Origin of the sequence: Halomonas sp. LES1 (assembly GCF_031846005.1) — a bacterium.
Lineage (GTDB): Bacteria > Pseudomonadota > Gammaproteobacteria > Pseudomonadales > Halomonadaceae > Halomonas.
On the sequence record NZ_JAVRGC010000001.1, the window covers coordinates 221,349 to 245,008 of the forward strand.

At 65.5% G+C, this 23,660-nt stretch carries 20 protein-coding genes; 9 read left to right on the forward strand and 11 right to left on the reverse strand.

Annotation, left to right across the window (positions count from 1 at the left end; all coding sequences use genetic code 11):
• The first annotated feature begins 72 nt into the window (after positions 1-72).
• The 3 genes from RM463_RS01190 (at position 73) to RM463_RS01200 (ending at position 2,600) form a co-directional block, all read left to right on the forward strand.
• Positions 73-585 (forward strand): CIA30 family protein, encoded by a 513-nt coding sequence (locus RM463_RS01190; protein WP_311428643.1) that lies wholly within the window; start codon positions 73-75, stop codon positions 583-585.
• A gap of 155 nt (positions 586-740) precedes the next feature.
• Entirely contained in the window at positions 741-998 is a 258-nt protein-coding gene (locus tag RM463_RS01195) for a hypothetical protein (protein ID WP_311428644.1), read from the forward strand.
• A 201-nt stretch (positions 999-1,199) separates the two neighbouring features.
• Positions 1,200-2,600: an amidase family protein gene (locus RM463_RS01200; protein WP_311428645.1), complete on the forward strand. Its 1,401-nt coding sequence runs from the start codon at positions 1,200-1,202 to the stop codon at positions 2,598-2,600.
• Between the two features lie 73 nt (positions 2,601-2,673).
• Here the strand turns inward: RM463_RS01200 and RM463_RS01205 are convergent, their stop codons facing one another.
• The 6 genes from RM463_RS01205 to RM463_RS01230 all read right to left on the reverse strand — a co-directional run bounded on the left by RM463_RS01205 (position 2,674) and on the right by RM463_RS01230 (position 12,113).
• Positions 2,674-3,930 carry a DUF4236 domain-containing protein gene (locus tag RM463_RS01205; RefSeq protein WP_311428646.1) on the reverse strand — a complete coding sequence of 419 codons (1,257 nt, stop codon included), beginning with the start codon at positions 3,928-3,930 and terminating at the stop codon, positions 2,674-2,676.
• 70 nt (positions 3,931-4,000) lie between these two features.
• Positions 4,001-5,434 (reverse strand): DNA recombination protein RmuC, encoded by a 1,434-nt coding sequence (rmuC, locus tag RM463_RS01210; RefSeq protein WP_311428647.1) that lies wholly within the window; start codon positions 5,432-5,434, stop codon positions 4,001-4,003.
• 45 nt (positions 5,435-5,479) lie between these two features.
• Complete coding sequence (locus tag RM463_RS01215; protein ID WP_311428648.1) at positions 5,480-6,439, reverse strand: hypothetical protein; 960 nt, start codon at positions 6,437-6,439, stop codon at positions 5,480-5,482.
• Positions 6,440-6,499: 60 nt separating this feature from the next.
• Positions 6,500-7,738: a hypothetical protein gene (locus RM463_RS01220; RefSeq protein WP_195687127.1), complete on the reverse strand. Its 1,239-nt coding sequence runs from the start codon at positions 7,736-7,738 to the stop codon at positions 6,500-6,502.
• The gene (locus tag RM463_RS01225; RefSeq protein WP_311429109.1) at positions 7,735-8,361 is read right to left on the reverse strand and encodes a condensin complex protein MksE; all 627 of its coding nucleotides are present in this window, start codon (positions 8,359-8,361) and stop codon (positions 7,735-7,737) included. Before RM463_RS01225 ends, RM463_RS01220 begins: the two co-directional genes overlap by 4 nt.
• A gap of 71 nt (positions 8,362-8,432) precedes the next feature.
• Positions 8,433-12,113, reverse strand: coding sequence for an ATP-binding protein (locus tag RM463_RS01230; protein ID WP_311428649.1), 3,681 nt, complete (start codon positions 12,111-12,113; stop codon positions 8,433-8,435).
• 536 nt (positions 12,114-12,649) lie between these two features.
• Here RM463_RS01230 and RM463_RS01235 point away from each other — a divergent pair.
• The 5 genes from RM463_RS01235 to RM463_RS01255 all read left to right on the forward strand — a co-directional run bounded on the left by RM463_RS01235 (position 12,650) and on the right by RM463_RS01255 (position 17,398).
• Complete coding sequence (locus tag RM463_RS01235; protein WP_311428650.1) at positions 12,650-13,603, forward strand: zinc metalloprotease HtpX; 954 nt, start codon at positions 12,650-12,652, stop codon at positions 13,601-13,603.
• A 64-nt stretch (positions 13,604-13,667) separates the two neighbouring features.
• A complete protein-coding gene (nfo, locus tag RM463_RS01240) occupies positions 13,668-14,522 on the forward strand; it encodes a deoxyribonuclease IV (RefSeq protein ID WP_311428651.1) in 855 nt (284 codons plus the stop codon).
• Positions 14,523-14,612: 90 nt separating this feature from the next.
• Positions 14,613-15,608, forward strand: a complete 996-nt coding sequence (locus RM463_RS01245; RefSeq protein WP_311428652.1) for a TRAP transporter substrate-binding protein — start codon at positions 14,613-14,615, stop codon at positions 15,606-15,608.
• Positions 15,609-16,139: a TRAP transporter small permease gene (locus RM463_RS01250; RefSeq protein WP_311428653.1), complete on the forward strand. Its 531-nt coding sequence runs from the start codon at positions 15,609-15,611 to the stop codon at positions 16,137-16,139.
• The gene (locus tag RM463_RS01255; RefSeq protein ID WP_311428654.1) at positions 16,136-17,398 is read left to right on the forward strand and encodes a TRAP transporter large permease; all 1,263 of its coding nucleotides are present in this window, start codon (positions 16,136-16,138) and stop codon (positions 17,396-17,398) included. Before RM463_RS01250 ends, RM463_RS01255 begins: the two co-directional genes overlap by 4 nt.
• Before the next feature lie 120 nt (positions 17,399-17,518).
• Here RM463_RS01255 and RM463_RS01260 read toward each other — a convergent pair whose 3' ends face one another.
• The gene (locus RM463_RS01260) at positions 17,519-18,898 is read right to left on the reverse strand and encodes an FAD-binding oxidoreductase (RefSeq protein WP_311428655.1); all 1,380 of its coding nucleotides are present in this window, start codon (positions 18,896-18,898) and stop codon (positions 17,519-17,521) included.
• Between the two features lie 241 nt (positions 18,899-19,139).
• Between RM463_RS01260 and RM463_RS01265 the strand changes: the two genes are divergently transcribed.
• Entirely contained in the window at positions 19,140-19,340 is a 201-nt protein-coding gene (locus tag RM463_RS01265; RefSeq protein WP_311428656.1) for a hypothetical protein, read from the forward strand.
• Positions 19,341-19,495: 155 nt separating this feature from the next.
• On the opposite strand, the gene RM463_RS01270 is transcribed toward RM463_RS01265, so the two are convergent.
• The 4 genes from RM463_RS01270 to RM463_RS01285 form a co-directional block, all read right to left on the reverse strand.
• Complete coding sequence (locus tag RM463_RS01270; RefSeq protein ID WP_311428657.1) at positions 19,496-20,101, reverse strand: DUF938 domain-containing protein; 606 nt, start codon at positions 20,099-20,101, stop codon at positions 19,496-19,498.
• 32 nt (positions 20,102-20,133) lie between these two features.
• Positions 20,134-21,237 (reverse strand): 23S rRNA pseudouridine(2604) synthase RluF, encoded by a 1,104-nt coding sequence (gene rluF, locus RM463_RS01275; protein ID WP_311428658.1) that lies wholly within the window; start codon positions 21,235-21,237, stop codon positions 20,134-20,136.
• Between the two features lie 91 nt (positions 21,238-21,328).
• Positions 21,329-21,787, reverse strand: coding sequence for a YchJ family metal-binding protein (locus tag RM463_RS01280; RefSeq protein WP_311428659.1), 459 nt, complete (start codon positions 21,785-21,787; stop codon positions 21,329-21,331).
• A 200-nt stretch (positions 21,788-21,987) separates the two neighbouring features.
• On the reverse strand, positions 21,988-23,655 hold the full coding sequence (locus RM463_RS01285; protein ID WP_311428660.1) for a BCCT family transporter: 1,668 nt from the start codon (positions 23,653-23,655) through the stop codon (positions 21,988-21,990).
• Between the last annotated feature and the right edge of the window lie 5 nt (positions 23,656-23,660).

Below are 23,660 nucleotides of genomic sequence, written 5' to 3' on the forward strand. Positions count from 1 at the left end.
GCCGCAAGAAGACAGTGCGTGTCTCGAGAGGCAAACTGGACATCAGGCGATACGCGACCCCGAGGCTCCTCAATGACGGCACACCTGATCGACTTTAAAAACGCGGCCGAGGCCAAGCACTGGCGGGCCATCAACGATGACGTAATGGGCGGCGCCTCCCGCGGCAACCTGCATATGCAAGACGGCGTCGGGGTGTTCAGCGGCGAGACTTCCCTCGAGAACAACGGCGGTTTCGCCTCGGTGCGCCGCGAGCCCGAGGCCATGGACCTGAGCGGCGCTCCTGGGCTTGTGCTCCATGTGCGTGGCGACGGCCGCTGCTACCAGCTGCGCCTACGCACCAACCAACTGTTCGACGGCACCGCCTACCGGGCCCTGTTCCAGCTCCCCGCCGACGAATGGCAACGCCTTGCTCTGTCCTGGCACGAGTTCGAGGCGGTGTTCCGCGGCAGGCGACTGGCGGATGCCCCGCCGCTCGATCCCGCGGCGCTCCGGCAGGTGGGGTTGCTTATCGCCGACCGGCGGTCAGGGCCCTTTCGGCTGGAGGTGGCGTGGATCGGGGAGATGAACAACCAGGAAAGCAAATAAAACCTCTTTTATTCCACTTTTCCAACACTCCTAAAATTTACAAAATTAGCTACTTTTTATTTTAAATGGTATCATGGAGGGTCAGCTAAAAAGTGTTACTTCAAAGCATTATACTAGGCTTAACAACTTGGTATGTTTAGGAGGTCAACGCATTAATGATGGATATCTTCAAGGTGGTTTACGATGGGGACACCATCGGGTTCTTCCCTGCCACCACCTGGTGTCAGGCTTCCAAGACGGGGGCAAACTTTCACCGTAAGCAGACCGGTGAAAACGTGCCTTGGGAGCATGTAACGACCACCTGGGTCAATCCGAAGCATTACGAACAGGAGGGTATTCCTGCAGAACTTTATGCTACAACCTCCTCGGCCGATGCAAATAATGCCGTCGAAAACGAGCTTGCCACAGCCTAATCTCTGCGCCTGCCCTTTAAACATATAAGCCATGCCAGCCCGGCATGGCTTTTTCTGTTATTTGTTCCATTGGCTGTCTGGCTTTCGATCTTATACAAGTTCACTAATAATATGAGAAGCTAACGCATCCCTCGCATCACCGAGAGTTCTCTGAAGCCAAACCACGTCTCGATTCGGGACTGACAATAAGGAAATACAGCCATGACCGACTCCCCCCTCAGGCTCCCGCTCCGCGAGCAGTATGCCGCATTGCGCGGTGGCAAACTCACGGCCACCACGCTGGCAGAGGCCTCCCTGGAAGCTCACCGCATCCGCGGCCAGCACGATCACGCCTACATGACCTGGAACGGAGAGGCCGCTCTCGCCCACGCCCAGGCAACCGATCGTGTGATTCGCCAGGGGGGAGACACCGGCGCGCTGATGGGCATCCCCGTATCACTCAAGGATTTATTTGCGGTGCAGGGGCTGCCGACCTATGCCGGTTCGTCCCAGCGGCTGCCACCACAGTGGGAGCAGGCCGGCCCGCTGGTCAGGGCCCTGCTCGCCCAGCTGCCCAGCGTGATGGGCAAGACTCACACGGTGGAGTTTGCCTTCGGTGGCCTCGGGACCAATGCCCACTGGGGAGCGCCGCGCAACCCCTGGGATCTTGAGAATCACCGAATCCCCGGGGGCTCGAGCTCCGGCGCAGGGGTATCGCTGGTCGGCGGAACCGCAAGCCTGGCCTTCGGGACGGATACCGCGGGCTCGGTGCGCATCCCCGCCTCCATGACGGGGGTGGCAGGCCTCAAGACCACCGCGGGACGCTGGCCGGGGAAGCAGATCGTGCCGCTCTCTCCTACCCTGGACACCCCTGGGCTGCTGGCTCAACGCGTCGACGACCTGGCGTTTGCCTTCGATGCCCTGGATGGTGCACTGACGGGCCGCGATGACCGCGTCCCGGCCCCTCCCGCCCTCGCCGATCTCACCCTTGGTGTACCCAGTGCGTTCTTCTGGGACGACTGCAGCCCAGGCATTGCAGAGAGCGTCGAACGCGCCATCCGCCAGCTCGAGGCCGCCGGGGCGCGCCTGGTGACCCTGGATCTGCCCAACACCGATGAGGCGTATAGGCTGTTCCTGGAGGGGGGAGTTGCCGCGGCGGAGCTGTCGGCCTTTCTCAAGACCGACCTTCCCGAAGCGATCGCCGCGCTGGACCCCAATGTTGCCGCCAGGGTCGAGGCGGTAGACGACATGCCCGCCTGGGAGTACGTGCGTCGACGCGCCCTTATCGACAAGCTGTATGGCATGGCCGAGAGGGAGGTCGCCGGTGTGGACGCCATGCTCACCCCCACCGTGGCGATCACGCCGCCCACGGTGGGAAGTCTGCTTTCGGTGGAGGCCTATGCAAGGGCCAATATGCAAGCGCTGCGCAATACCATGATCGCCAACTTCATGGGGCTGTGCGGCCTGACCCTGCCGGTGGGTAACGATAGCGCCGGCATGCCGGTGGGCTTGCAGGTAATGGCGGGCCCCCATCAGGAGGCGCGGTTACTGGCCATCGGTCAGAGCATCGAGCAGCGGCTCGGTACGGGGATCAGCATCCTTGGTGAGCCGCCCACACCGTGACCCACCCCGCGACTTCAGTAACGGATGCGACCTCAGGGCCAGCACCTTGACCGGGCTCAGGCCCGCCCTTCGCTTATACCAGCTTCAGCGGCTCGATATCGCGAAAGATGCCGGTCTTGGTCATGTCCCGGCGCAGGGTGAAGGCCTCGAGCGCCGACACTGGGTCGATCTGCTCGAGGTTATCGAACGCGATACGCTCCCACTGCTCCCGGGTCACCTTGACGCTATAGAGATACTGGTCAGATTCACTGCCGGTCGCCGGGTCGATGGTCTGGCGGTAGCCCGACACACGCGCCTCCTTGACCCCGGGTAGGCGGGCGAACACCGCCCCCAGTACGCGAAAGGCGATGCCATGCACATGATCACGATAGAGCTCGCGCTGACGCGTGGCGCTCAGCCGGCGGGGCGAAAGCTTGAGCTGCTTGGGGGGCATGGCCCAGTAGCGGTCCGGCATCTCCTCTTCCCCAGGCAGGTCGATATCCACCGCAATGGTCGATATATCGCTGCCCAGCTCGAAGTCGACCAGGGTCTCGCGGGGCCAGTCGATCTCCTCGAGACGCTCGCGCAGCGTCGCCTCCATGGCCTGGGGGTCACCCCACACCCCATCGCTCTCGCGCTGATAACGGGAAAACTCCGCGGCATCATGCTCGGCCTTGCGCCACTCCCAGGCGCGATAACGCTCATCGAACTCGCTCTTGAGACGGGCACTACGCGCCTCTCGGCGGCGCCTCGCCGGCGGAACCAGGGCATGCCACCATACCGGCGACAGCGGTTGAAATGGCGGTGGCGGGGCCTCGTCGAACTCGCTGACCTCATAGCCGTTGGACTCCGGCGATGGGGTCTCCTCGTGCAGCCGCCCCAGCCCCTCGATCTCGGCATTCAGACGGTCACAGTGGGCCTGGAGCTGCTCGCGCAGGCTCGCCTCGGCATGACGACGAATGATGCGTGCCTCGGCATCGTTCATGGGCGTGCCATCGTCGTGGAAATAGTGGAGCTGGCCGCTCTCGTCGATCTCCAGTCGCAGCGGCACACTATCGCCCTCGGCCAATCGCGCCTCGAGCGCCGCGGCATCGCCACGACCACCATCGCCACAACCAGTAGGGGGCGCAGCCTTCTGGCGGCCGCCGCTTGACTCACCGGCATCGCGGCCATCCAGGCGCTGGCGATAGGCCAGGCCGGTGCCTGCCCCCCCCACATGGCCCTGCACGCCAGCGGGGCCCACGCTCAGGCTGCCCCCCCGAGGCCCCACCGAAAGGCCGAGCCCCCCCTTGCCGAGGTTGAGACGAACACCCGGCGCCAGACGGATACGGCGCTGAAAACGAAAGGCCATGTCGGTTATCTACCATCCCTGTCGAAGTGACACTCATCGCCAGTCTAGCCGGCCCGGGCCGGCAGGGCATTTAACGCTCTTCTCCCGCTGTCGGCTCGACCTGACTGGCGGGCCCCGAAGAGCCGACCTCCAGCCGAGCCCGCTCCAGCACCTCGGCGGGCAGCTCCTTCTTCACCGCCACGCCCAGCTCGCGGAACTCGCTGGCCTGCTTGACCAGGTTGCCACGCCCGTTGACCAGCTGACCCAGCGCCTTGTCGTAGCTCTCGCGAGCGCCGTCGAGCTTCCTGCCCACGTCCTGCATGCTCTCCAGGAAGGAGGAGAGCTTGGTATGAAAGCGCTCGGCCTTCCTCGCAAGCTCGGCGCTGTGGCGGCTCTGATTCTCGAAGCGCCATAGCTGGCCGACGATATTCAGGCTGGTCAGCAGCGTGGTGGGGGTAGCCACCAGTACATTGCGCTCGATGGCCCGCTGGTAGAGCGTCGCATCATGACGCAGGGCCTCGATATAGGCCGACTCCACCGGGATAAACATGATCACCACCTCCGGGGAGTTGAGTCCCGGCAGATCATAGTAGTGCTTGTCCGCCAGCTCTTCGATGCGGTCACCCACGGCGCTGGCGTGGTCGGCCAGCGCCCGCTGGCGGGTCAGTTCATCCTCGGCGTTGACATATTCCAGATAGGCGGCAAGCGATGTCTTGGCATCGATCACCAGATGACGCCCCTCGGGCAGATAGACCAGCGCATCCGGCCGGCGCTTGCCCTGCTCGGTGGTGAAGCTCTTCTCGCGCTGGTAGTCCACACCCGCGCGCAGCCCCGCACTGTCCAGCACGTTTTCCAGCATCAGTTCGCCCCAGTTGCCCTGCACCTTCTTCTGCCCCTTGAGGGCTTCGGTCAGCTGGGCGGCCTGGTCGGTGATATCACGATTGAGCTGCTGCAGATGCTTGAGCTCGGTGGTGAGGCTGGCACGCTGGGCGGTCTCCTGGGTATGCAGGGTCTCGACCTTGTCGCGAAAGCCCTTGATCTCCTCCTGAAACGGCTTGAGCAGCCCCTGCAGGCTGCGCTCGGAGAGCGAGGTGAAGGCCCTGCCCTTCTGCTCCAGCAGCTCGTTGGCGAGGTTCTCGAACTCCACCTTGAGCTGCTGCTTGCTCTCCTCCATCCAGGCCAGCTGACGGGCGAAGTGGGCCTCCTTCTCCTCCAGCCGGGTGGTCAGTTCGCCATGGGTCTGCTTGAGCGCATAGTAGGCGTCGCGGAAGCGCTCGAGCTCACGCCCCCGGGCCTCGACGGCCTCGCGCTGGGTCTCCACCTCGCCTTCGGCCACCTGCAGCGCCACGGTCTGTTCGCGGGCCTCCAGCTGCTGGGCGTGAAGCGCATCACGGGCCTCATCCCGCTGATGACGCACGGCGCCAAGCCGGCGCTGCTGGAGTGAGAAGGTGATCAGGACACCGACCACAAACGCTACCAGGCCGGTCAGGGCATGGCGCATATCGAGCTGCTGAAGAAGTTCCACGGTCACGTCATCCAGATAGGGAAGTTCGAGGGCATCGGCGCCTCATCACGACATCGATGGCAATCCATCGTACAGCGCCACCCGCCGCCAGCGCTCGGCATCGCCAAACCACTGCTGGCGCAGGCCGCGCTGGTCGTCCAGCAGAATCGCCAGAGAGTCGGCAAGCGGATGCCCCATGGGCAACCCGGCGACATGGGCTCGCAGTCGTCGCTGATCGCCCTGCTGCTCCGGCGGCAGGTGCTGGGGGTTGGCCCGCTCGGCGAGAGTAGCCGGCGGCGGCAGCAGCAGATGCGTGGCGCCACTGGAGAGCGCGATGCCGATCCCCTTGGCGTCGAAATCCCCCAGATAGAGATGCGGCTTGCCGCGCGCTCTCCAGGCCTCGGCCAGCCGTGAGAAGCCGCCGCCATAGTGGCGGTCGCCACGGTAGAGCATCAGCATCGATGACCAGCCCTCCAGGGCAGGAATCGCCGGCGAGAAGTCGTAGAAGCCATCCAGGTTCTCGATCTGCACCAGCACCTCGAAGGCGTCGAGATCGATATCCCGCCAGTCGATATCCACCACCTCGCGCTCGCGCTTGATCAGCCCGGCTCGCTTACCCATCGCCGGAAGGCTGGCCAGCACTCGCCGCGCCCGGGGCTTCTCGCGCATCGCCTTGTCCTCGCGATTGCCAAGCACCGCCTGCTGCGTGGTGCTCAGACCACCGAGGTCGGCCCCCAGGGCAGGCTCGCCCAGGCCGACCAGGGTCTCGTCGATCATGCCAAGCAGTTCGGCGTCGAGTCGCAGCCGGTCATGGGTAAGACGCGCCCCGAGTTCGATATCGTGATCCCGGCACCACTCGATGATGGCGTTGGTAACAGCGCCACGTTTTTTCTCGACACTGGCTTTCTCGACACTGGCTTTCTCGACACTGGCTTTCTCGACACTGGCTTTCTCGACACTGGCCCGATCGGCCAGCTCACCCAAGGCGTCGCGCAGCAGCTTACGGGCTCGATTGGATAGCAGCATGGTAAGTAAACAGCCTGTTGGATAGCGGCCTTTATACTGGCATGGCGAGCGGCTTGGCGCTTACGCCAGTTGCACGACGACGTCGTGGATCAGTCTCAGGTGATTGTAGGGGCTGGCCTGACTCTCCTGCTGGCTCAGGCGAAAGGCGCGCTGCTCGTTGCGAGGCAGGCCCTGGAACTCGGCGATCACCTGGAACAGCCAGATCTCCTCGCCCCACTCAAGCTCGCCTTCCTGCCGATACCCCAGGGCGCTGACGCCCTCGCCCCCGCGGTCCACCACCGAGAGGTAGAAGCGCTCCACCTCCTCCTTGAGGGCCTGATGACGAGCGGCGACCAGGGCGTCCTCCTGGGGCGCGGCGGCACCGGCGGCGGTAACCGGTTCCGGACGCTGGGCCGGGCGCGGCAGCCGGTGCAGCAACTCGGTCAACGCCCGGCTATCGGGGTGATGGTCCAGGGCCGCAGCGCCGGCGGCGACCAGCGGCGTGGCACGATTGACCAGCGCCGGCACCTCGCCCCGCCGGGCATAGTTGCCGGGCACGAACCCCGGGTGCTCGCGCAGAAAACCGGCCATGCCGGCCACCAGGCGGCTGCGCGACTGCTGCTGGCGGAAGCGTGCCATCAGCTCGACCATGCGCCGCTGCACCTCGCGCAGGCTGGTATAGTGCTGGGTGAGCTGCTGCTGCAGGCCACTGACCAGCAGCTTGCGCAGGGCGCCGTCGCTGCCCACCAGCGCGATCAGTTCGTCGAAGTCGATCAGCGCCAGACCATCGAGCAGCCGCACGATCTGCTTCTGGGCCCGCTCGTTCTCGCGGATCTTGTCGCCCAGCCGGCTGACGAAGCCGAAGTCGCCGTTGAGGCGGCGCCACAGGCTGTCGATGGCATCGGCGAAGCGGCCGTTGAGGTCATCCACCTCCTGGCGAAGGCGCAACAGCTGCTGCTCCTGGCGCCAGTATTCACCGCCATCGCGGGCCTCGCGGTAGCTCTGCACCAGGCTGCGCATAAGCTCCAGGGTCTCGGCCACATCGGCGTTGACGTGGCGGCGACTCTCGTCGGCCAGCATCTCGGCGATCAGCTCCCGCACCTTGGGGGCGAGCTTGACGCCCCCCTGCTCGTCCGGGCGCCACAGGATGCGCGCCGCCAGCAGCCGGTTGAGCGCGGTGGTGCTGAGCCCCTCCAGCGGCACCTCGTCCCGGGCGTAGCCCGCCATCAGGGCCTCGGCATGCTTGCCGAGCAGCGCCAGCCGCTCGACCCCGGTGGTGATCAGGCGGCTCTCCAGATCATGGGAAGGGGCATCACTCACAGCAGGCTCTCCTGGCCACTGGGCGCCTGGTCATCCACCGGCAGGTTCTCCTCGTCGCGAATGAAGCGCACCAGATCGATGAGGTAGTCGATCTTGGCGGTGACCAGGTAGTACTGGCGATCGGGATGGGGTTGCAGCAGATAGCCGTGCTCCCTGAGCCGCTTGAACACCTGCTTGAGCTGGGCATCGAGCTGGTCGCTCTGGGAGCCGAAGAAGGGATCGCCCGCCAGGCGCTCGAGGCGCTCGCGCAGCCCCTGGTGATCCTCACAGCGGGAGCTGAAGTCGGCGGGCTTGAGCACGTCACCCGGGGCGGCCGGGCCATCGCGCCCCAACGCCTCCTGCACCAGCTGCAGCCACTCCAGCAGCGGGAGCAGGCTGTTGACGGTATCCGCCAGCTGTCGGGAGAGCTGCTCCCGGGCCCCTTCATCGAGGGTCCGCCAGGCCAGGAAGACGACGCTGCCCTCGTGGTTGGTGGCCAGTCGCCGATTGAGCGGACGTAGATAGGCATCGATCCGCTCGCGGGTCCGCTCGTCCTGCAGGTGACGAAAGGCGCTTTCGTCGCTGACCGCACAGAGGAACTCGCCGGCCAGCAGCCGCTCGATCAGGGGCCCCAGCGCCACCAGGGCGCGCTCGGGGCCGGCGTGTGCCGACATCATCGCCTCGTCGCTTTCCGCTTGGGGCTTCACGTCCTGGCTCATGATGCCACCTCCTCGGCGCGCGCCTGCAGGCGCTGGGCCAGGCGGCTCAGGCGGGGCTCGATACGCTTGAGCCGCCGCTTGGCGGGCTCGGCCTCGTCACGGTCGATCAGATAACGGTTATGGAACAGCAGCAGCACGTCCGACTCCGGGTTGGGGAAGGCGCCGACGATATGAATATGGTTGTTGTCGCAGGCATCGAACAGCTTCTCGACGTTGTGGTAGGCAAGGGTACCGATCTCGTCGATCGGCCAGTGGATGGCGATCTCTGCCGGCCCGCGCAGCAGCCGGGTAAAGGCGAGCAGGAACTTGCACAGGATCAGATAGGCCATGCCGTGGCTGGAGGACTCCAGCAGCTGACGATCATTGCGGATCACCAGGTCGGTACCGCCCTCGTTGAGATGCAGCTCCAGGCGCAGCAGGCTCTCGAAGCTGTACTGCTGGTCACTGCGCAACAGTTCGACCACATCGGCCAGGCTGTCGAGATAGTCGTCACCGGGAAGCGGCTGGCCCGAGTCGCGCCACTCGCGGTAGTGCCGGGAGAATCGCTTGAGCGGCTCCCAGAAGCCCAGCTCGTCGATGGTGGACTGGATCTTCACCTCGGCGCGGCCGATGCCCTCGAGCTTGAGATCGTCGGCCACCTCATCCGACAGGCGCCGGCTCTGGGCACTGATACGCCGGTTGAGGTCGCTGAACACGGTAAAGAACTTGTCGAGGTCATCGGAGAGGTTGCGCCCCTCCTGCAGCAGCTGTTGCTGTTGGCCCTCGAGAAGCTGCAGCATGCCGGCGATCACCGGCAGCAGGCGGCGCGGGCTATCGCCATCGAGCCGGGCACGCTCAGCCTCCAGGGTATCCTGGAAGTCGGCGCTGGCCCCCTTGATCAGCTCGGACTCCAGTTTCTCGCAGCCGCGGCGCAGTGCCTCGAGCTCGCGGGCATGATCGGTAAGCCCCTGGCGCAGGCGCTCGATGCGCTCCTCGGTATCCCCGGGCACCTCGCCGAGGGGCTCGGGGGCCGCCACCAGGGCGAGGGTCTCGAGCTTGTCGAGCAGCGGAGCGAGGGTCTCCACCAGCCTGCTGGCCGCATCACGGCGGGCCGTGAGCTCATTCACCGTCGCGCGGTGCTCGTCGCGGGCGGCGTGGAAGTCGGCGCGGTGCTGTTGACGTCGACGCTCGAGGGCATCGCGCTCGCGGGAGAGCTCGGCCTCCTTCTCCACCAGCCGCGGCTTGCGCTCGCCCCACTCCACGCGCATGAAGCGGGCATAGGCATCGAGCTCCTCGCGGCGTTCCTCGGTATCACGGATGCGCCTGGCCAGAGCCTCCATGCGTGCACGGGTCTCGCGCACGCTGACCGGATCGACCCCCTGCTCCGCCAGTTCGCGGTCGTAAGCGGCGTTGAGCTCGTCACGCTGGCGGCGGTGCTCCTCCTTGTGCTCGGTGAGCCGACGGCGGTGCTGCTGGATCTGCTGGTCGAAGCCGGCCAACCGCGCCTGGAAATCGGCGGTAAGCTCGAGGCGCTGGGCACGGTGGCCACCGGCCAGTGATTCCAGGGCCTGGCGCTGCTCCTCACGTACGGCCTGATGGGCGGCCTCCTGCTCGGCCAGCGATTCACGGCTGGCGGCCTGGCGCGCCTGCTGGGCGGCGGCATGGCGCTGCTGGCACTGGCTGCGCGCCTGCAGGGCGTAATCCACCTCTTCGGCGGCGCGGCGCCGCGTGGTGCGGGCGCGCTCCAGGCGGGCGTCGACCTCCTGCACCCTTTGATGGCTGGCCCGCAGGGACTTCTCGGCCGCCTTCTCATCCTCCCGGGCTTCGCCCAGCGCCGCCTCGGCGGCAGCGATGGCGGCCTGCAGCTCGGCCTCGTCCTGGGCATAGTCGGGCGGTTCGATGGCGGCCAGATCCAGCGTCAGGCCGAAGAGGTCATCGCTCGCCCTGTCGTTGAACTGCGGGGCGAGGTCACGCCGCTCCAGCAGCTCGGGCGCCACCACCTTGCCCAGGGTCTGCTCCCAGCCCGGGCGGTGATGGCGCAGGAAGTGACGCAGGCTGCCCTGGGCGGGGTCGCGCTGCAGCTGCAGCGCCGTGAGGTGCGCCTCGGCGCGAGACCGTCGAGCCCGGGCCCTCTCCAGCCCGTGCTCGGCGGCGTCGCGCTCCTGCTTGCGCCCATCGAGCTCGCCACGCAGCTGCTCCATGGCCGCCGCGGCAGACGCCTGTTCACTCTGGGCCTGGTCGACCCGAGCCTGGGCCTGCTCCGCCTCGCGGGCCTCCTCGGGGCTCTGGGCGGTGTGCGAAAGGCCCGCCTTGAGCTCGGCAAGGCGCTCGGTGATCTGCTCCAGACGGGCGCGGTAGTCGTCGTCCAGCGCCTGGCGGCGAGCCTGATAGTCGGCATCCAGGCGCCCCTCGGCCTCGCTCTGCTGGTCGCGACAGGCCTCCTTCTCCTCCCCCAGGGCATCGATCAGGCCCTGAAGTTCATCGCGTCGCGCCTCGAGGAGGTCACCCAGCTCCACCAGGCGTGCCTCCAGCTTGGCCTTGCTCTCCTTGACCGCCTGCTGCATCACCTCCAGATGATCGCGTAGCTGTTGCTGCTGCTCACGCCACTGGGGCAGCGCCTTGAGATCCTGCTCCAGACTCGGCATATCGGCCGCCTCGAAGGCCTCATACTGGCGCTGCAGGTCATCGAGCACGCCGCGGGTCTGCTCCAGCTCACTCTGCAGCTCGCTGGCGCGGTCGTTGTAGGCATCGCGCTGCTCGCGGTAGGCCGTCTCGCGGGCCTGGAAATCACGCTGTCGCTGCTGAATCTCGGCCTCACGCTCGGCCTTCTCGCGCTCGGCGCGGTGACGATCGGCCTCCAGCTGGGGCTTGAGCTGCCAGAGCGAGGCCTCGAGATCGGCGATCTCGCGATCCAGGCGCTCCAGCTCACCCAGCGAGCGCTGCAGGGGCTCCAGGCGCATGGACTGACGCATGCGGGCGATCCACTCACGGGCCTTGGTGTTGCGAATGCGGGTCACCGGCAGCTCGACGCCATCCTCCTCGAAGATCGCCGCCAGCATGGTCTTGAGGGTGTCCATCTTGCCCTCCTTGGCGTGCACCGCCGAGACCAGCTTCTCGATATGGCGGATGCGCTGACCGGGCCGCACCACCAGGCTGAAGCGAGCGGCGGTCTGGCGCAGGCGCACCCCCTCCCTGCTGTTGCCCCGGGGCTGGCTGCCGGTCTGGGTGAAGTCATTCTGGATCACCGCACGATACTCGGAGGTGGCACCCAGCTTGGGCGAGACCGATACCCCCCGGCGGCGCAGGCCATTGCTCCACTGGGCATAGTCCAGCGCCACCACGCCGGCGTCGCTCTGCACCAGATAGTCCTCGGGCCGGTAAGCATCGCCCACGAAGCGATACTCCACCCCGCCCTCCCCACGGCGGGTCAGCACCGCCTGGCAGAGATCCCCCTCCTCGCGACGGTACTCATACACGAGGTAGCTGTTGCGATGGGGCAGATAGAAGGCGTCGAACTTGAGGCGTGTGCGCGGCACCACCCGATTGGGCAGCTCACCGTAGAATACCGGCACCAGCCGCTGGAGGGTGGTCTTGCCCGAGGCATTGGTACCGCAGATATTGGTGTGGCCATCCACACTGAGCTCGACCACTCCCTCGAGGTGGCCGTGGATCATCACGATGCGTAGCAGCTGGCCCATGTCGCGTCCCTGGTCGTTGGCATGCCGATCACCGACCCGTCGCCGGTGAGCGCACATAGTGCCGGAGGCGCTAGCTCATCTCAATTGGCCGCTGTCGTCGGCAACCCTTGCCGGGCCGGGTAGGCAGGTAACAGGCAGAGAGCTGGAAGCAAGGTGAGGAAAGGGGTGAGAGGTGAGGAATGAGGTGGGGATAGTGGTGGAGAAAAGAGTCGCGACGGTTGGCCATCCCTGGCCGCGGGGCGCTCAGTCGATGTAGGTACTGATGGCCTCTTCAGACGCCTTGATCGCTTCCGCCTGACGCAGCAGATGCTCCAGGACTTCCGGGGTATGAATGGGCAGTGACATCATTACTCTCCTAGTTGTTTACCCGGCTAATAAAACGCATCACCGCAGGGTTTTCAATCCTTGGGAAGTATTTCCATAAAATTTTACGTGCTGACATACACTGTTACAGACACGGGTGCCGACTTGGTCAGCGGCCAGGCTCATCACGGGTCTGCCGGGGCCTTCCATATGGCCCCAACAGGAGATTCGCCATGCGCTCTCGCCTCACCGCCCAGCGGCTGCATAACACCTGCCAGCATCTGCTGATTCTGGTCGGCATGTCGATACTGCTCGCCATGCCGGCCTGGCTGCTGGCGGGCCCCGTGGGCGTACTATGGGTCTTCGGCCTGGTGATGCTGACCCTCTACCTCGGGGGGCGAATTCCGGCCAGGCTGGTGCTGGCGCGCAGTGGCGCCGGGGCGCTGCACCGGCATCAGGCGCCGCAGCTCTACCGGGTCATGGAGCTACTCTACCGGCGCGCGGGGATCACCCAGCCACCCTGGCTCTTCTATGTTCCCTCCGCGGACCTCAACGCCTTCGCCGTGGGCGATGCCCGGGACGGCGGCATCGCGATAACCGAGGGCCTGCTGCACAGCCTGCCCCTGCGCCAGCTGGCCGGCGTGCTGGCCCATGAGGTCAGCCATCTGCGCCACGGTGATACCCGGGTGATGTCCATGGCCGCCACCATGACGCGACTCACCGTCTGGGGGGCCATGCTGGTGCAGCTGGCGCTGATTGCCCTGCTGCCGATGGCCATGGCCGGCGAGATCCGCATGCCCTGGCTCGAGCTGCTCGCGGTCGGCCTGGCGCCCCTGGCCAGCTCCCTGCTGCAGCTGGCCCTGTCGCGCAACCGCGAGTTCACCGCGGACCTGGAGGCGGCGGCACTGACCCGCGACCCCCAGGCACTGGCCGAGGCACTCTCTCTGCTGGAACGGCGCAACGGCATCTGGCTGACGACCCTGTTCGGTCGCCGGCAGCTGCCGGGCTGGCTGCGTTACCTGCAGACCCACCCGCCCACCGCCGAGCGGATCCAGCGCCTGATGGCGCTGGCCGAACGCCAGGGCCCCAGGCCGCCCTCGGGGCGACCCTATCGCCCTCGTGAACCGCTGGTGGAGGCGCCTCCCGAACGCCGCGGCCATCGCTACTGGCTGGGACGGCGGCGTTGAGAGTTGCCGTCCCGCCCTGGACGCCTACAATGCCGCGACATCAAACCGTTACGGGGAGAGAGCAGTGAAATATATCGGAGCCCATGTCAGCGCCGCCGGCGGCGTCGACAAGGCGGTGGAACGCGCGGTGGAGATCGGGGCGAACGCCTTCGCGCTTTTCACCAAGAACCAGCGCCAGTGGCGGGCCAAGCCCCTCACCGACGAGGTGATCGAGGCCTTTCGCAGCGCCTGCCAGCGCCATGGCTTCGGACCCGGCCAGATCCTTCCCCATGACAGCTATCTGATCAATCTGGGTCACCCGGAGGCCGAGGGACTGGCGAAGTCACGGGCGGCGTTTCTCGATGAGCTGCAACGCTGCGAGCAGCTCGGCATCGACCGCCTCAACTTCCATCCGGGCAGCCATCTGCGCAAGATCAGCGAAAGCGACTGCCTGGCGCGCATCGCCGAGTCACTCAACGAGACACTCGCCCAGACCCGCGGCGTCACCGCGGTACTCGAGAATACCGCCGGCCAGGGCAGTAACCTGGGCTGGCGCTTCGAGCATCTCGCCGAGATCATCGAGCAGGTGGAGGAGAAGTCACGGGTCGGGGTATGCATCGACACCTGCCACGCCTTCGCCGCCGGCTACGAGCTACGCACTCGAGAGGCGGCCGTGGCGATGCTCGACGAGTTCGATGCCGTGGTGGGCATCGAGTACCTCAAGGGCATGCACCTCAACGACGCCAAGAGCGAGTTCGGCAGCCGGGTCGACCGCCACCACAGTCTCGGTCAGGGCAATATCGGCAGCGACTGCTTTACCGCCCTGATGCAGGACCCCCGCACCGACCATATGCCGCTGGTGCTGGAGACCATCGAGCCCGCCATCTGGGCCGAGGAGATCGCCTGGCTGCGTGCCCAGGCCGCCGCGTTGGCGGAGTGATCACCGGCGCGATTGACCGCGGCGTCCGGGGCGATGCATGCTTTCCGGCGCTGGACTCTGCAACTTGCTGACACACAAAGGAAACCGATAATGAACGGCTTTATCCGCAGCACGCTGGCACTCTCCGTCTCCCTGGCCATGATCGCCACTGCCCAGGCAGACGAGTTCGATGACATGGACCCGGTGACCCTGCGCCTGGCCCATGTGGTCAATGAACAGGATGGCTTCCACCTCGCCGCCATGAAGTTCGAGGAGCTGGTGGAGAAGCGCACCGCCGGCAAGCTGGATATCGAGCTCTACCCCAACGCCGCCCTGGGCGACGAGCGCACCCTGCTCGAGGGCATGCAGATCGGCACCGTCGACATGGGCGTGATCACCAACGGGCCGGTGGCCAACTTCCTGGAGGAGATGGCGGTCTTCGAGCTGCCCTTCCTGTTCCCCAGCCCCGAGGCGGCCTATGAGGTGCTCGACGGCGAGATCGGCCAGGAGCTGCTGGACCGACTCTCCGAGGTCAACCTCAAGGGCCTGGCCTATGCCGAGCGCGGCTTTCGCAACCTGACCAATAGCGAGCGTGCCGTGGAGAGCCCCGAGGATATCGACGGCCTGCGCATCCGCGTGATGGAGAACCCCGTCTACGTCGACACCTTCCGCGAGCTGGGTGCCAACGCCGTGCCCATGGCCTGGACCGAGGCCCTGACCGCCATGCAGCAGGGCACCATCGATGGCCAGGAGAACCCGGTCAACGTGATCCACTCCTTCAAGCTGTATGAGACCCAGGATCATATGACGCTGTCGCGCCATACCTACGCCCCGGCGATCTTCGTGATGGGCATGCCGGCCTGGAACCAGCTGCCGGAGGCCGCCCAGTCGGTGATCGAGCAGGCCGCCCAGGAAGCCGCCGAGCATGAGCGCCGGGTCAACGCCGAGATGGAGGCCGAACAGCTGGCGGCGTTGCGTGAGGCGGGCATGGAGATCGTCGAGGAGCCCGATATCGCCGCCTTCCAGCAGGCCGTGACCCCGGTCTATGAGCAGTATGGCGAGCAGTTCGGTGACTACCTGCCGCGCATCCAGGAGGCGCTGAAGTAAGTGCCTTCCCTCGCCCATTCCCTGCTGCGACCGCTGCAGTGGAGTGAGCGCGCCCTCGACGCCGTCATCGCACCCGTGGTCTTCACGGCGATGGCGGCGTTGATCGGCGTGATCACCCTGCAGATCCTGTCGCGCGTGTTCTTCACCGCGGTGGGCTGGACCGAGGAGGTGGCCCGCTTCCTGCTGGTCTGGATCACCTTCCTGGCGGCCACCCTGGCGTTCCGCCGCGGACGCCATATCGCGGTGACCTTCGTAGTCGAAGCCCTGCCCGCGCTACCCCGGCGCCTGGCACGCATCGCCGCCCTGCTGGTGGCACTCGGCTTTCTGCTTGCCCTGGTCATGATCGGCTGGGAGTACATGCAGGTCCAGAGCTTCCAGAAGTCCGCCTCGTTGCGCGTCTCCATGACCTGGGTCTACGCCGTGATTCCTCTCTCGGCGGCGATCATGGCCTGGTACGCCCTGGTGGATATCGCCACCCTGGCCCTGAACGGTGATGCTGCCTCCCCGAGCGACGACGAGGAGGCGCCATGACCGCCCTGCTCTTCCTGCTGTTTCTGCTCTTTATGCTGCTGGGAGTGCCCATCGCCCTGGCCATCGGTGCCAGCACCCTGGTGGCGCTCAATGCCCAGGGCGTGCCGCTGATGGTGGTCACCCAGCAGATGTTCCAGGGCATCAACTCCTTCGCCCTGGTGGCGGTACCGATGTTTATCCTGGCCGGCGACCTGATGGCCCAGGGCAAGGTGAGCGAGAAGCTGGTCGACTTCGCCGATTCGCTGTTCGGTTTTCTAAAGGGCGGGCTCTCCATCGTCTCGGTCGGCGCCGGGATGTTCTTCGCCGCCATCTCGGGCTCCGGTGCCGCCACCACCGCCGCGGTGGGCTCGAGCCTGGTGCCGGAGCTGCGCAAGAAGGGCTATGAGCCCGCCTCGGCCGCCAGCCTGATCGCCGCCAGCGGCACCATCGGGGTGGTGATCCCGCCCTCGGTGCCGATGATCATCTATGCCGTGATCGCCCAGCAGTCGGTATCGACGCTGTTCTTGAGCGGTATCCTGCCGGGCATCGCCATGGGCCTCGGGCTCTCCGCCATCGCCATCGTGCAGGCCTATCGTCGCAACTACCCGCGTGGCACCGCCCTGTCGGCGGCCACCATCTGGCGTACCTTCAAGAGCGCCAGCTGGGGATTGATGACGCCGGTGATCATCCTCGGCGGGATCTTCTCCGGGGTCTTTACTCCCAGCGAGGCGGCGGTGATCGCGGTCAACTACGCCCTGCTGGTGTCGCTGTTCGTCTACCGCGATCTGGGAATCAAGGATGTCTACCGCATCCTGATCCGCTCGGCCATCACCACCTCGGTGATCATGCTGGTGATTGCCACCTCGGCGGTGCTCAGCTGGACCCTGTCGAGCTGGCAGGTGCCCGGCGCCATCGCCCAGGCGGTGCTCTCGCTCTCCACCGACCCGATGGTGATCATGCTGCTGGTGGTCGCGGTGATCCTGCTCACCGGCGTCTTTATCGAGACCGCCAGCGCCCTGATCATCCTGACGCCGGTGCTGCTGCCGCTGGTCACCCAGCTGGGCATCGACCCCATTCACTTCGGGCTGATCATCGTGGTGGGCCTGGCCATCGGCATGATCACCCCGCCGGTGGCGATCAATCTCTATGTGGCCTCGTCGGTGACCCGGCTGCCGCTGGAACGCATCACCCGGGCGATCAACCCCTACCTGCTGGGGCTGATCGCGGTGCTGCTGCTGGTGGTCTACGTGCCTATCCTGGTCGGCTGGTCGGGAGGCTAGGCAGATTCGTGAAGGTCTGAAACCGCGATGCCGCCTGACCAGGCGGCATCGCTCATCGCTCAAGAGTCGGGCAAGTCCCCTCTCGTTCTCTCCAGGCCCGACCGCCTGTCCCGGCAGTGACTAGGGCAGCAGCTTGCCGGGATTGAGCAGTCCCTTGGGATCGAGCGCCTTCTTGAGCATCTTCATCACCTCGATCTCATCCGCATTGCGGCTCAGATAGAGGTAGTCACGCTTCTCCATTCCGATGCCATGTTCGGCCGAGATGGAGCCGCCGATCTCGGCCAGGGGCTGATACACCAGCTTCTCGACCGCATAACGGCTCTCCCTGCCCGCATCGCCCACGGTCACCATGATATGCAGGTTACCGTCTCCCAGATGGCCGAAGGCGACCAGGCGGCCCGCTTCGGGGAAGGCCTGTGCCAGCTGCCGCTCCAGGTCGGCCACATAGGTCTCCATGGCGGGAATCGGCAGGCTGACGTCGAAGGAGAACATCGGATCCAGGGCTCGGACCAGCACCTCGATATTCTCCCGGATCGCCCATAGCTCCTGGCGCTGAGCCTCGGAACTGGCCAGCACGGCATCGCTGACCAGCCCCTCGTCGAACGCCTGCTCGAGAAGCGCCTGGAAGCGCTCGGCATCGAGCTCCCGGTCCACTCCCTGGGTCTCGATGATGGCATAGAAAGGGGAGTCGGCTGCCAGGGGCGGCCGGTGGGCACCGCTCTCCTCGGTCATCAGCCGGTAGTGGCCGTTCCAGAGCGCCTCGAAGGCGCTCAGGCCGAGGCGCCTCGAGGTCAGGTCGAGCAGTGAAGTCAGGGCGTCGAACGAGGGAACCGCGACCAGGGCGCACTGCTCGCTGGGCAGCCTCGGCTGCAGCCTGAGCACGGCACGGGTAACGATGCCCAGGGTGCCCTCACTGCCGACAAACAGCTGCTTGAGGTCATAGCCGGCATTGTTCTTCAGCATCCTGTTCATGGAGCTGACCACTCGACCATCCGCCAGCACCGCCTCGAGGCCGAGCAGCTGCTGGCGCATCATGCCGTAGCGGATCACCCGAACACCGCCGGCGTTGGTCGCGATATTGCCACCGATGGTGCAGGAGCCGCGGGCGCCGAGGTCCAGCGGGAACTGCATGTCGATCTCGGCGGCGGCCTCCTGCACGCTCTGCAGGGGTATGCCGGCCTGCACCGTCATGGTGCCTCCCACCGCATCCACCTCTTCGATGGCCGTCATGCGCTCCAGCGAGATCACCAGCTCGTTGGCACTGGCCACGGCTCCATGCACCACGCCGGTCACTCCCCCATGGGTCACCACCGGCTGGCGAGCCTTGTGGCAGAGCGTCATGATCCGACTCAACTGCTCGGTCGTGGCCGGGCGTACGATGGCGGCTGCCTCACAGGGCAGCGACGTGAACCAGTCGGAAGAGCGTTCCAGCACGGCCTCGCCCGTCAGCACATTTTCCGGCCCCAGAATTTCCGTCAGACTTTCGAGCAGTTGCTGCATGCGTTGCGATCCTGTGTTGACTTTAGGTCATGCTAAGTTCGGCGAGATTACTCGCCGCCACTGCCCGACTCAAGCCCTGCAACTCGCCGTCACCACGTGAAAATTGACGCCATGCCGGTGGCGAGACCGCAAGTGCTCCGGGGCAGACCAGGCACTTCCCAGGTATCGCCAGACAGGGTAGCGTTGGGGCTCCTGCCCGGCGCTCGCCCTGGGCGCTGCTCGATAACAACTGGATGCCCCCATGCTGACGACACGCTTACTTCTGCCTGCCACCCTGCTGGGCACCCTGCTGCTTGCCGGCTGCACCACCTACACCTTCGACGACGGGCGCCGGGAGACGGTATGGGGGGTGCCCGCCGAGGACGAGACACTCAGCCGTGAGGAGCGCGAGAACGCGCCACCCCGCTACCGTGAGCCCGGCGAAATCCCCCAGGCTCGCTAGGCTTTGGCTGAAAAGTCGGCGAGCGAAGGTTAGACAAGGCAAAAACCGGCGAAAAGACGGACCGGGCTCGCGCACGAGTTTACGGAGTGTAAATGAGTACTTTGAGTCGATTTTTAACGCCGTATAGCCGAGCGCAGCCAGTTTTCGGACAGAGCCTAGTCGCGAACGAGTACCACGCTAAGATTATTGGCGGGCATCTCCACCGTGCGCTCGAGCCTGAGGCCATGGCGCTCGGCCTCGGCGACCACCTCCTCGAGATCACGCACCCCCCAGCGTGGGTCGCGGCGTCGTAGGTCAGCATCGAAGGCGGCGTTGCTGGGTGCGGTGTGCTCGCCAGCGCGGCGGTAGGGGCCATAGAGATAGAGCACGCCGCCGGAGACGAGTCGCTCACCGGCGCGCGCCATCAGCGCCTCGCTCACCCCCCAGGGCGAGATATGGATCAGGTTGATCGCAACGATCGCCTCGAAGGGCCCCGCCGGCCAGCTTTGCTTATCGGTGGCGTCGAGACGCATCGGCTCGAGCAGGTTGGCCTGACCCGCCTGCTCGCGCCAGGCGGCGACGGAGGCCAGCGCCTCGGCGGTCGGGTCACTCGGCTGCCATACCCACTGCGGCATGGCGGTGGCGCAGTGCACGGCATGTTCACCGCTGCCGCTGGCGAGCTCCAGCACCCGCGCGCGCTCTGGCAACGCAGCCTGAAGCACCTCGAGAATCGGCTGACGATTGCGTGCCGCGGCGGGGCTATATCGACGAGGGTCGGTCATAAGGGTCTCTCTTTTTTATCTGGAGCGAAGCGCTACTTGTTCCTGCCACGGGGCTTGCCGCCCGGGGCCATCGCCTTGGCACGGGAGCCGGAGGGGCGGCCGCCCTTCGGCTTGGCTCCCGGCTTCCTGGGGCCGGCCGACTTCCCAGCAATCCCCTTGCCGGCTGCCGCGCCCTTGCCCGTCATCTTGCGCTTGCCGCTACCGGGCTTTCCTGAGCCAGGTTTTCCAGTGCCGGGCTTTCCAGTGCGAGAGCTGGCCCCGTCAGCGCCACGCGGCGTGCGTTTCTGGCGTGCTCCCGCCTTGCCTGCCGGCTTTCCCGCCGACTTGCCTGCCGAGCTGCCGGCACGGGCCTTGCCGCCGCCCGCCCCCTTGCGCCGGGTCTTGCGACGCGCGGGCTCGCCGGCTTCCGAGGCGGAGTCTTCGGTCATGGCGAGGATCATCGACACCTCGTCCGGAGTCAGATCACGCCAGTCACCGATGGCCAGCCCCTTGAGCGACACATTCATGATGCGGATGCGCTCCAGCCTTACCACCTCGTAGCCGAACACCTCGCACATCCGGCGAATCTGACGGTTGAGGCCCTGCACCAGGGTGATGTTGAAGACGAAACGCGACTCCCTGACCACCCGGCACTTCTTGGTGACCTCACCGAGGATCGGCACACCACCGGCCATGCCGGCGAGAAACTCGTCGGTCACCGGCTTGTTGACGGTGACCAGGTACTCCTTTTCGTGATTGTTGCTGGCGCGCAGGATGCGGTTGACCAGGTCGCCGTTGTTGGTCAGAAAGATCAGCCCTTGGGAGTCCTTGTCGAGACGGCCGATGGGAAAGATTCGGGTGCCGTGCTTGACGAAATCGACGATATTGGCCTTCTCGTCCGGGTCGGTGGTGCTGACGATGCCCACCGGCTTGTTGAGGGCGATGAAGACCAGATCCTCCTCCTCCAGCGCCAGGGGCTCGACGACCTGGCCATTCACCTTGACCACGCTACCGGGAGCGACACGGTCGCCGGGGGTGGCTCGCCTGCCGTCGATACGCACATTGCCCTGCTCGATGTACCTGTCGGCCTCTCGTCGCGAGCACATGCCGCTTTCGCTGATGTACTTGTTGATTCGTTTCGAGGGGGTCTGGGCCATGGGAGATATCCGATCGCAGGAGTGAAGAGTGTTGAGGCGGCGGCCGGCCAGTCTAAGGGCTCAACCGGGTGACGGCCAGCCGTGGGAGGGGCTAGCCCAGGGCGCAGCAGCGCTTGAACTTGCGCCCGCTGCCGCAGAGGCAGGCGTCGTTGCGCCCGGGCTTCAGGCGCGACACCGTCGGGTGTCCATCCAGATAGCGCCAGTGGCCCTCCTCCCGGCGAAACCGCGACGCCTCTTCGAGCACCCCGTAATGGTGGCCCTCACGGAAGGTGGCACGAAACGTCACCCAGCCGTCATCCCCCTGCTCGCCGCTGCTCACTACCTGCAGCCGAAGCCAGTGTGTGGTGTCATCCGCCGTCAACGACGCGGGGCGGGTCTCGGGATGCCAGCTCGTGAGCAGATAGTCGGTAAGGTTCAACACAAAGGCGCTGTAGCGCGAACGCATCAGCGCCTCGGGCGTGGGGGCGGCCTCCCCGGCATGGTAGCGGCCACAGCAGGCGTCCAGCGGCTTGCCACCGCCACAGGGACAGGAAATTGAAGCGCTCGGCATGGTGGCTCCTGTGAGCTTGGCAGTCCACCATCTTACCAAGGGTCGGCAGACGGCTCGACCGGCAGCGCCGCCTACCAGACCAACAGTCGCTTCCTGGTCGGCAGCACCCTCAGCCTCGGTGGTCTCTTCGGCAGCCGGCCGGTGCGGGGCTCCATCACGCTGAGCCTTTCAGGAAGGAACCATCGGCGTGCCATTGCGCGCTATTGATGGTGATGGCGTGGCTCACTCAGCAGCCCCTTGATCACCGCGTAGCTACACGCCAGCAATACCAGGGCAAACGGTACTCCGGTCGAGATCACCATCGCCTGCAGGGCCGTGAGCCCACCACCGAGCAACAGGGCAATGGCGATGGCCCCCTCGATGATGACCCAGAACACTCGTTGCACACGAGGCGCATCCACCTTGCCGCCGGAGGTGATCGAGTCGATGACCAGCGAACCTGAGTCGGACGTCGTGGTAAAGAACACGATCACCAGCACGATCCCCAGAAAGGACGTGATGGAGGAGAGCGGCAGCTGACTCAACATGACAAACAGTTGCAGCTCCACCGCCGCCTCACTCAAGGCATCGAACTGTTGGGCAATCAACAGGTCGATGGCGGTATTGCCGAATGCGGTCATCCAGAAGGCGGAAATCACCGAAGGTACCAGCAACACGGCGATCAGGAACTCGCGCACGCTGCGCCCACGGCTGATACGCGCCACGAACATGCCCACCAGGGGTGCAATACTGATCCACCATGCCCAGTAGAAGGCCGTCCAGCCCTGACTGTAGTTGGCATCTGTGCGATTGAACGGGTTGGATAGTGCAGGCAGATGCCGCGCGTAAGCGGTGAGATTCTCGAAGAAGCCGAGGAGGATGCCGAGTGTCGGGCCCGCCATGATCACGAACAACAGCAGCAGGAACGCTACCAGCATATTGAGCTGGGAAAGGCGCTGTACTCCCTTATCCACACCGGCAAGTACCGAGATCAAGGCCACGACGGTAATGCCCGAGATCAGCAGTACCATGGTCAAGTTATTGGCGGGAATATCGAACAGATACCCGAGCCCTGCGGTTGCCTGGGAGGCCCCGATACCCAGCGACGTGGCCAGCCCGAACAGCGTGGCGAACACCGCCAGAATATCCACGATATGGCCTGGCCAGCCCCAAACGCGCTCGCCCAGTAGAGGGTAGAGCACGGAACGCATGGTTAATGGCAACCCCTTGTTGAACGAAAAGAGTGCCAGCACCAGCGCGCTCACCGCATAGATCGCCCAGGGATGGAGCCCCCAATGGTAGATGGTGGCCGCCATGGCCAGCGATGATGCCGACGCTGCATCTCCCTCGGCACCTCCCAGCGGCGCCCAGTCGGTACGCAGACCACTCTCCCCCACACTGACTCCCCCAAGGGAAGAGGAGAGGTGGGTCACCGGCTCGGCGACACCGTAGAAGATCAGCCCGATACCCATGCCCGCGGCAAACAGCATCGAGACCCAACCGAGAAAGCCATAATCGGGCCGCGCTTGTGGACCGCCCAGTCGCACCCGTCCCAGAGGCGAGATAATCAAGCCTATACAGAGCAGTACGAAAACATCGGCACTGACAATAAAGAACCACGCCAGGTTGTCTGTCAGCCAGCTGCGCATCAGGGTGAACAACGGCTCGACCTGGTCCTGCAGGGCAAGTGTCAATATCACGAAGAACAGCACCACGAGTGCCGAGACCGCAAATACCTTGCCATGCAGATCAACATCCACCCCAAGAGTGTTGGTCTGAATATTGTCCTGACCGATCTGGTAATCCGTGTCGATCAACTGGGTCGGTCCATCGGGGGCGGGAAGGCCTTCGCCTGACGGCGTCGTATTGTCCTCTAGCTGTTGTGCCATGCGCG

Bases quoted from the DNA above. Each gene is read 5' to 3' on its own strand.
- RM463_RS01190 (WP_311428643.1), top strand. From the start codon at position 73: ATGACGGCACACCTGATCGACTTTAAAAACGCGGCCGAGGCCAAGCAC.
- RM463_RS01195 (WP_311428644.1), top strand. From the start codon at position 741: ATGATGGATATCTTCAAGGTGGTTTACGATGGGGACACCATCGGGTTC.
- RM463_RS01200 (WP_311428645.1), top strand. From the start codon at position 1,200: ATGACCGACTCCCCCCTCAGGCTCCCGCTCCGCGAGCAGTATGCCGCA.
- RM463_RS01205 (WP_311428646.1), bottom strand. From the start codon at position 3,930: ATGGCCTTTCGTTTTCAGCGCCGTATCCGTCTGGCGCCGGGTGTTCGT.
- RM463_RS01215 (WP_311428648.1), bottom strand. From the start codon at position 6,439: ATGCTGCTATCCAATCGAGCCCGTAAGCTGCTGCGCGACGCCTTGGGT.
- RM463_RS01230 (WP_311428649.1), bottom strand. From the start codon at position 12,113: ATGGGCCAGCTGCTACGCATCGTGATGATCCACGGCCACCTCGAGGGA.
- RM463_RS01235 (WP_311428650.1), top strand. From the start codon at position 12,650: ATGCGCTCTCGCCTCACCGCCCAGCGGCTGCATAACACCTGCCAGCAT.
- RM463_RS01245 (WP_311428652.1), top strand. From the start codon at position 14,613: ATGAACGGCTTTATCCGCAGCACGCTGGCACTCTCCGTCTCCCTGGCC.
- RM463_RS01255 (WP_311428654.1), top strand. From the start codon at position 16,136: ATGACCGCCCTGCTCTTCCTGCTGTTTCTGCTCTTTATGCTGCTGGGA.
- RM463_RS01260 (WP_311428655.1), bottom strand. From the start codon at position 18,898: ATGCAGCAACTGCTCGAAAGTCTGACGGAAATTCTGGGGCCGGAAAAT.
- RM463_RS01265 (WP_311428656.1), top strand. From the start codon at position 19,140: ATGCTGACGACACGCTTACTTCTGCCTGCCACCCTGCTGGGCACCCTG.
- RM463_RS01270 (WP_311428657.1), bottom strand. From the start codon at position 20,101: ATGACCGACCCTCGTCGATATAGCCCCGCCGCGGCACGCAATCGTCAG.
- rluF (WP_311428658.1), bottom strand. From the start codon at position 21,237: ATGGCCCAGACCCCCTCGAAACGAATCAACAAGTACATCAGCGAAAGC.
- RM463_RS01280 (WP_311428659.1), bottom strand. From the start codon at position 21,787: ATGCCGAGCGCTTCAATTTCCTGTCCCTGTGGCGGTGGCAAGCCGCTG.
- RM463_RS01285 (WP_311428660.1), bottom strand. From the start codon at position 23,655: ATGGCACAACAGCTAGAGGACAATACGACGCCGTCAGGCGAAGGCCTT.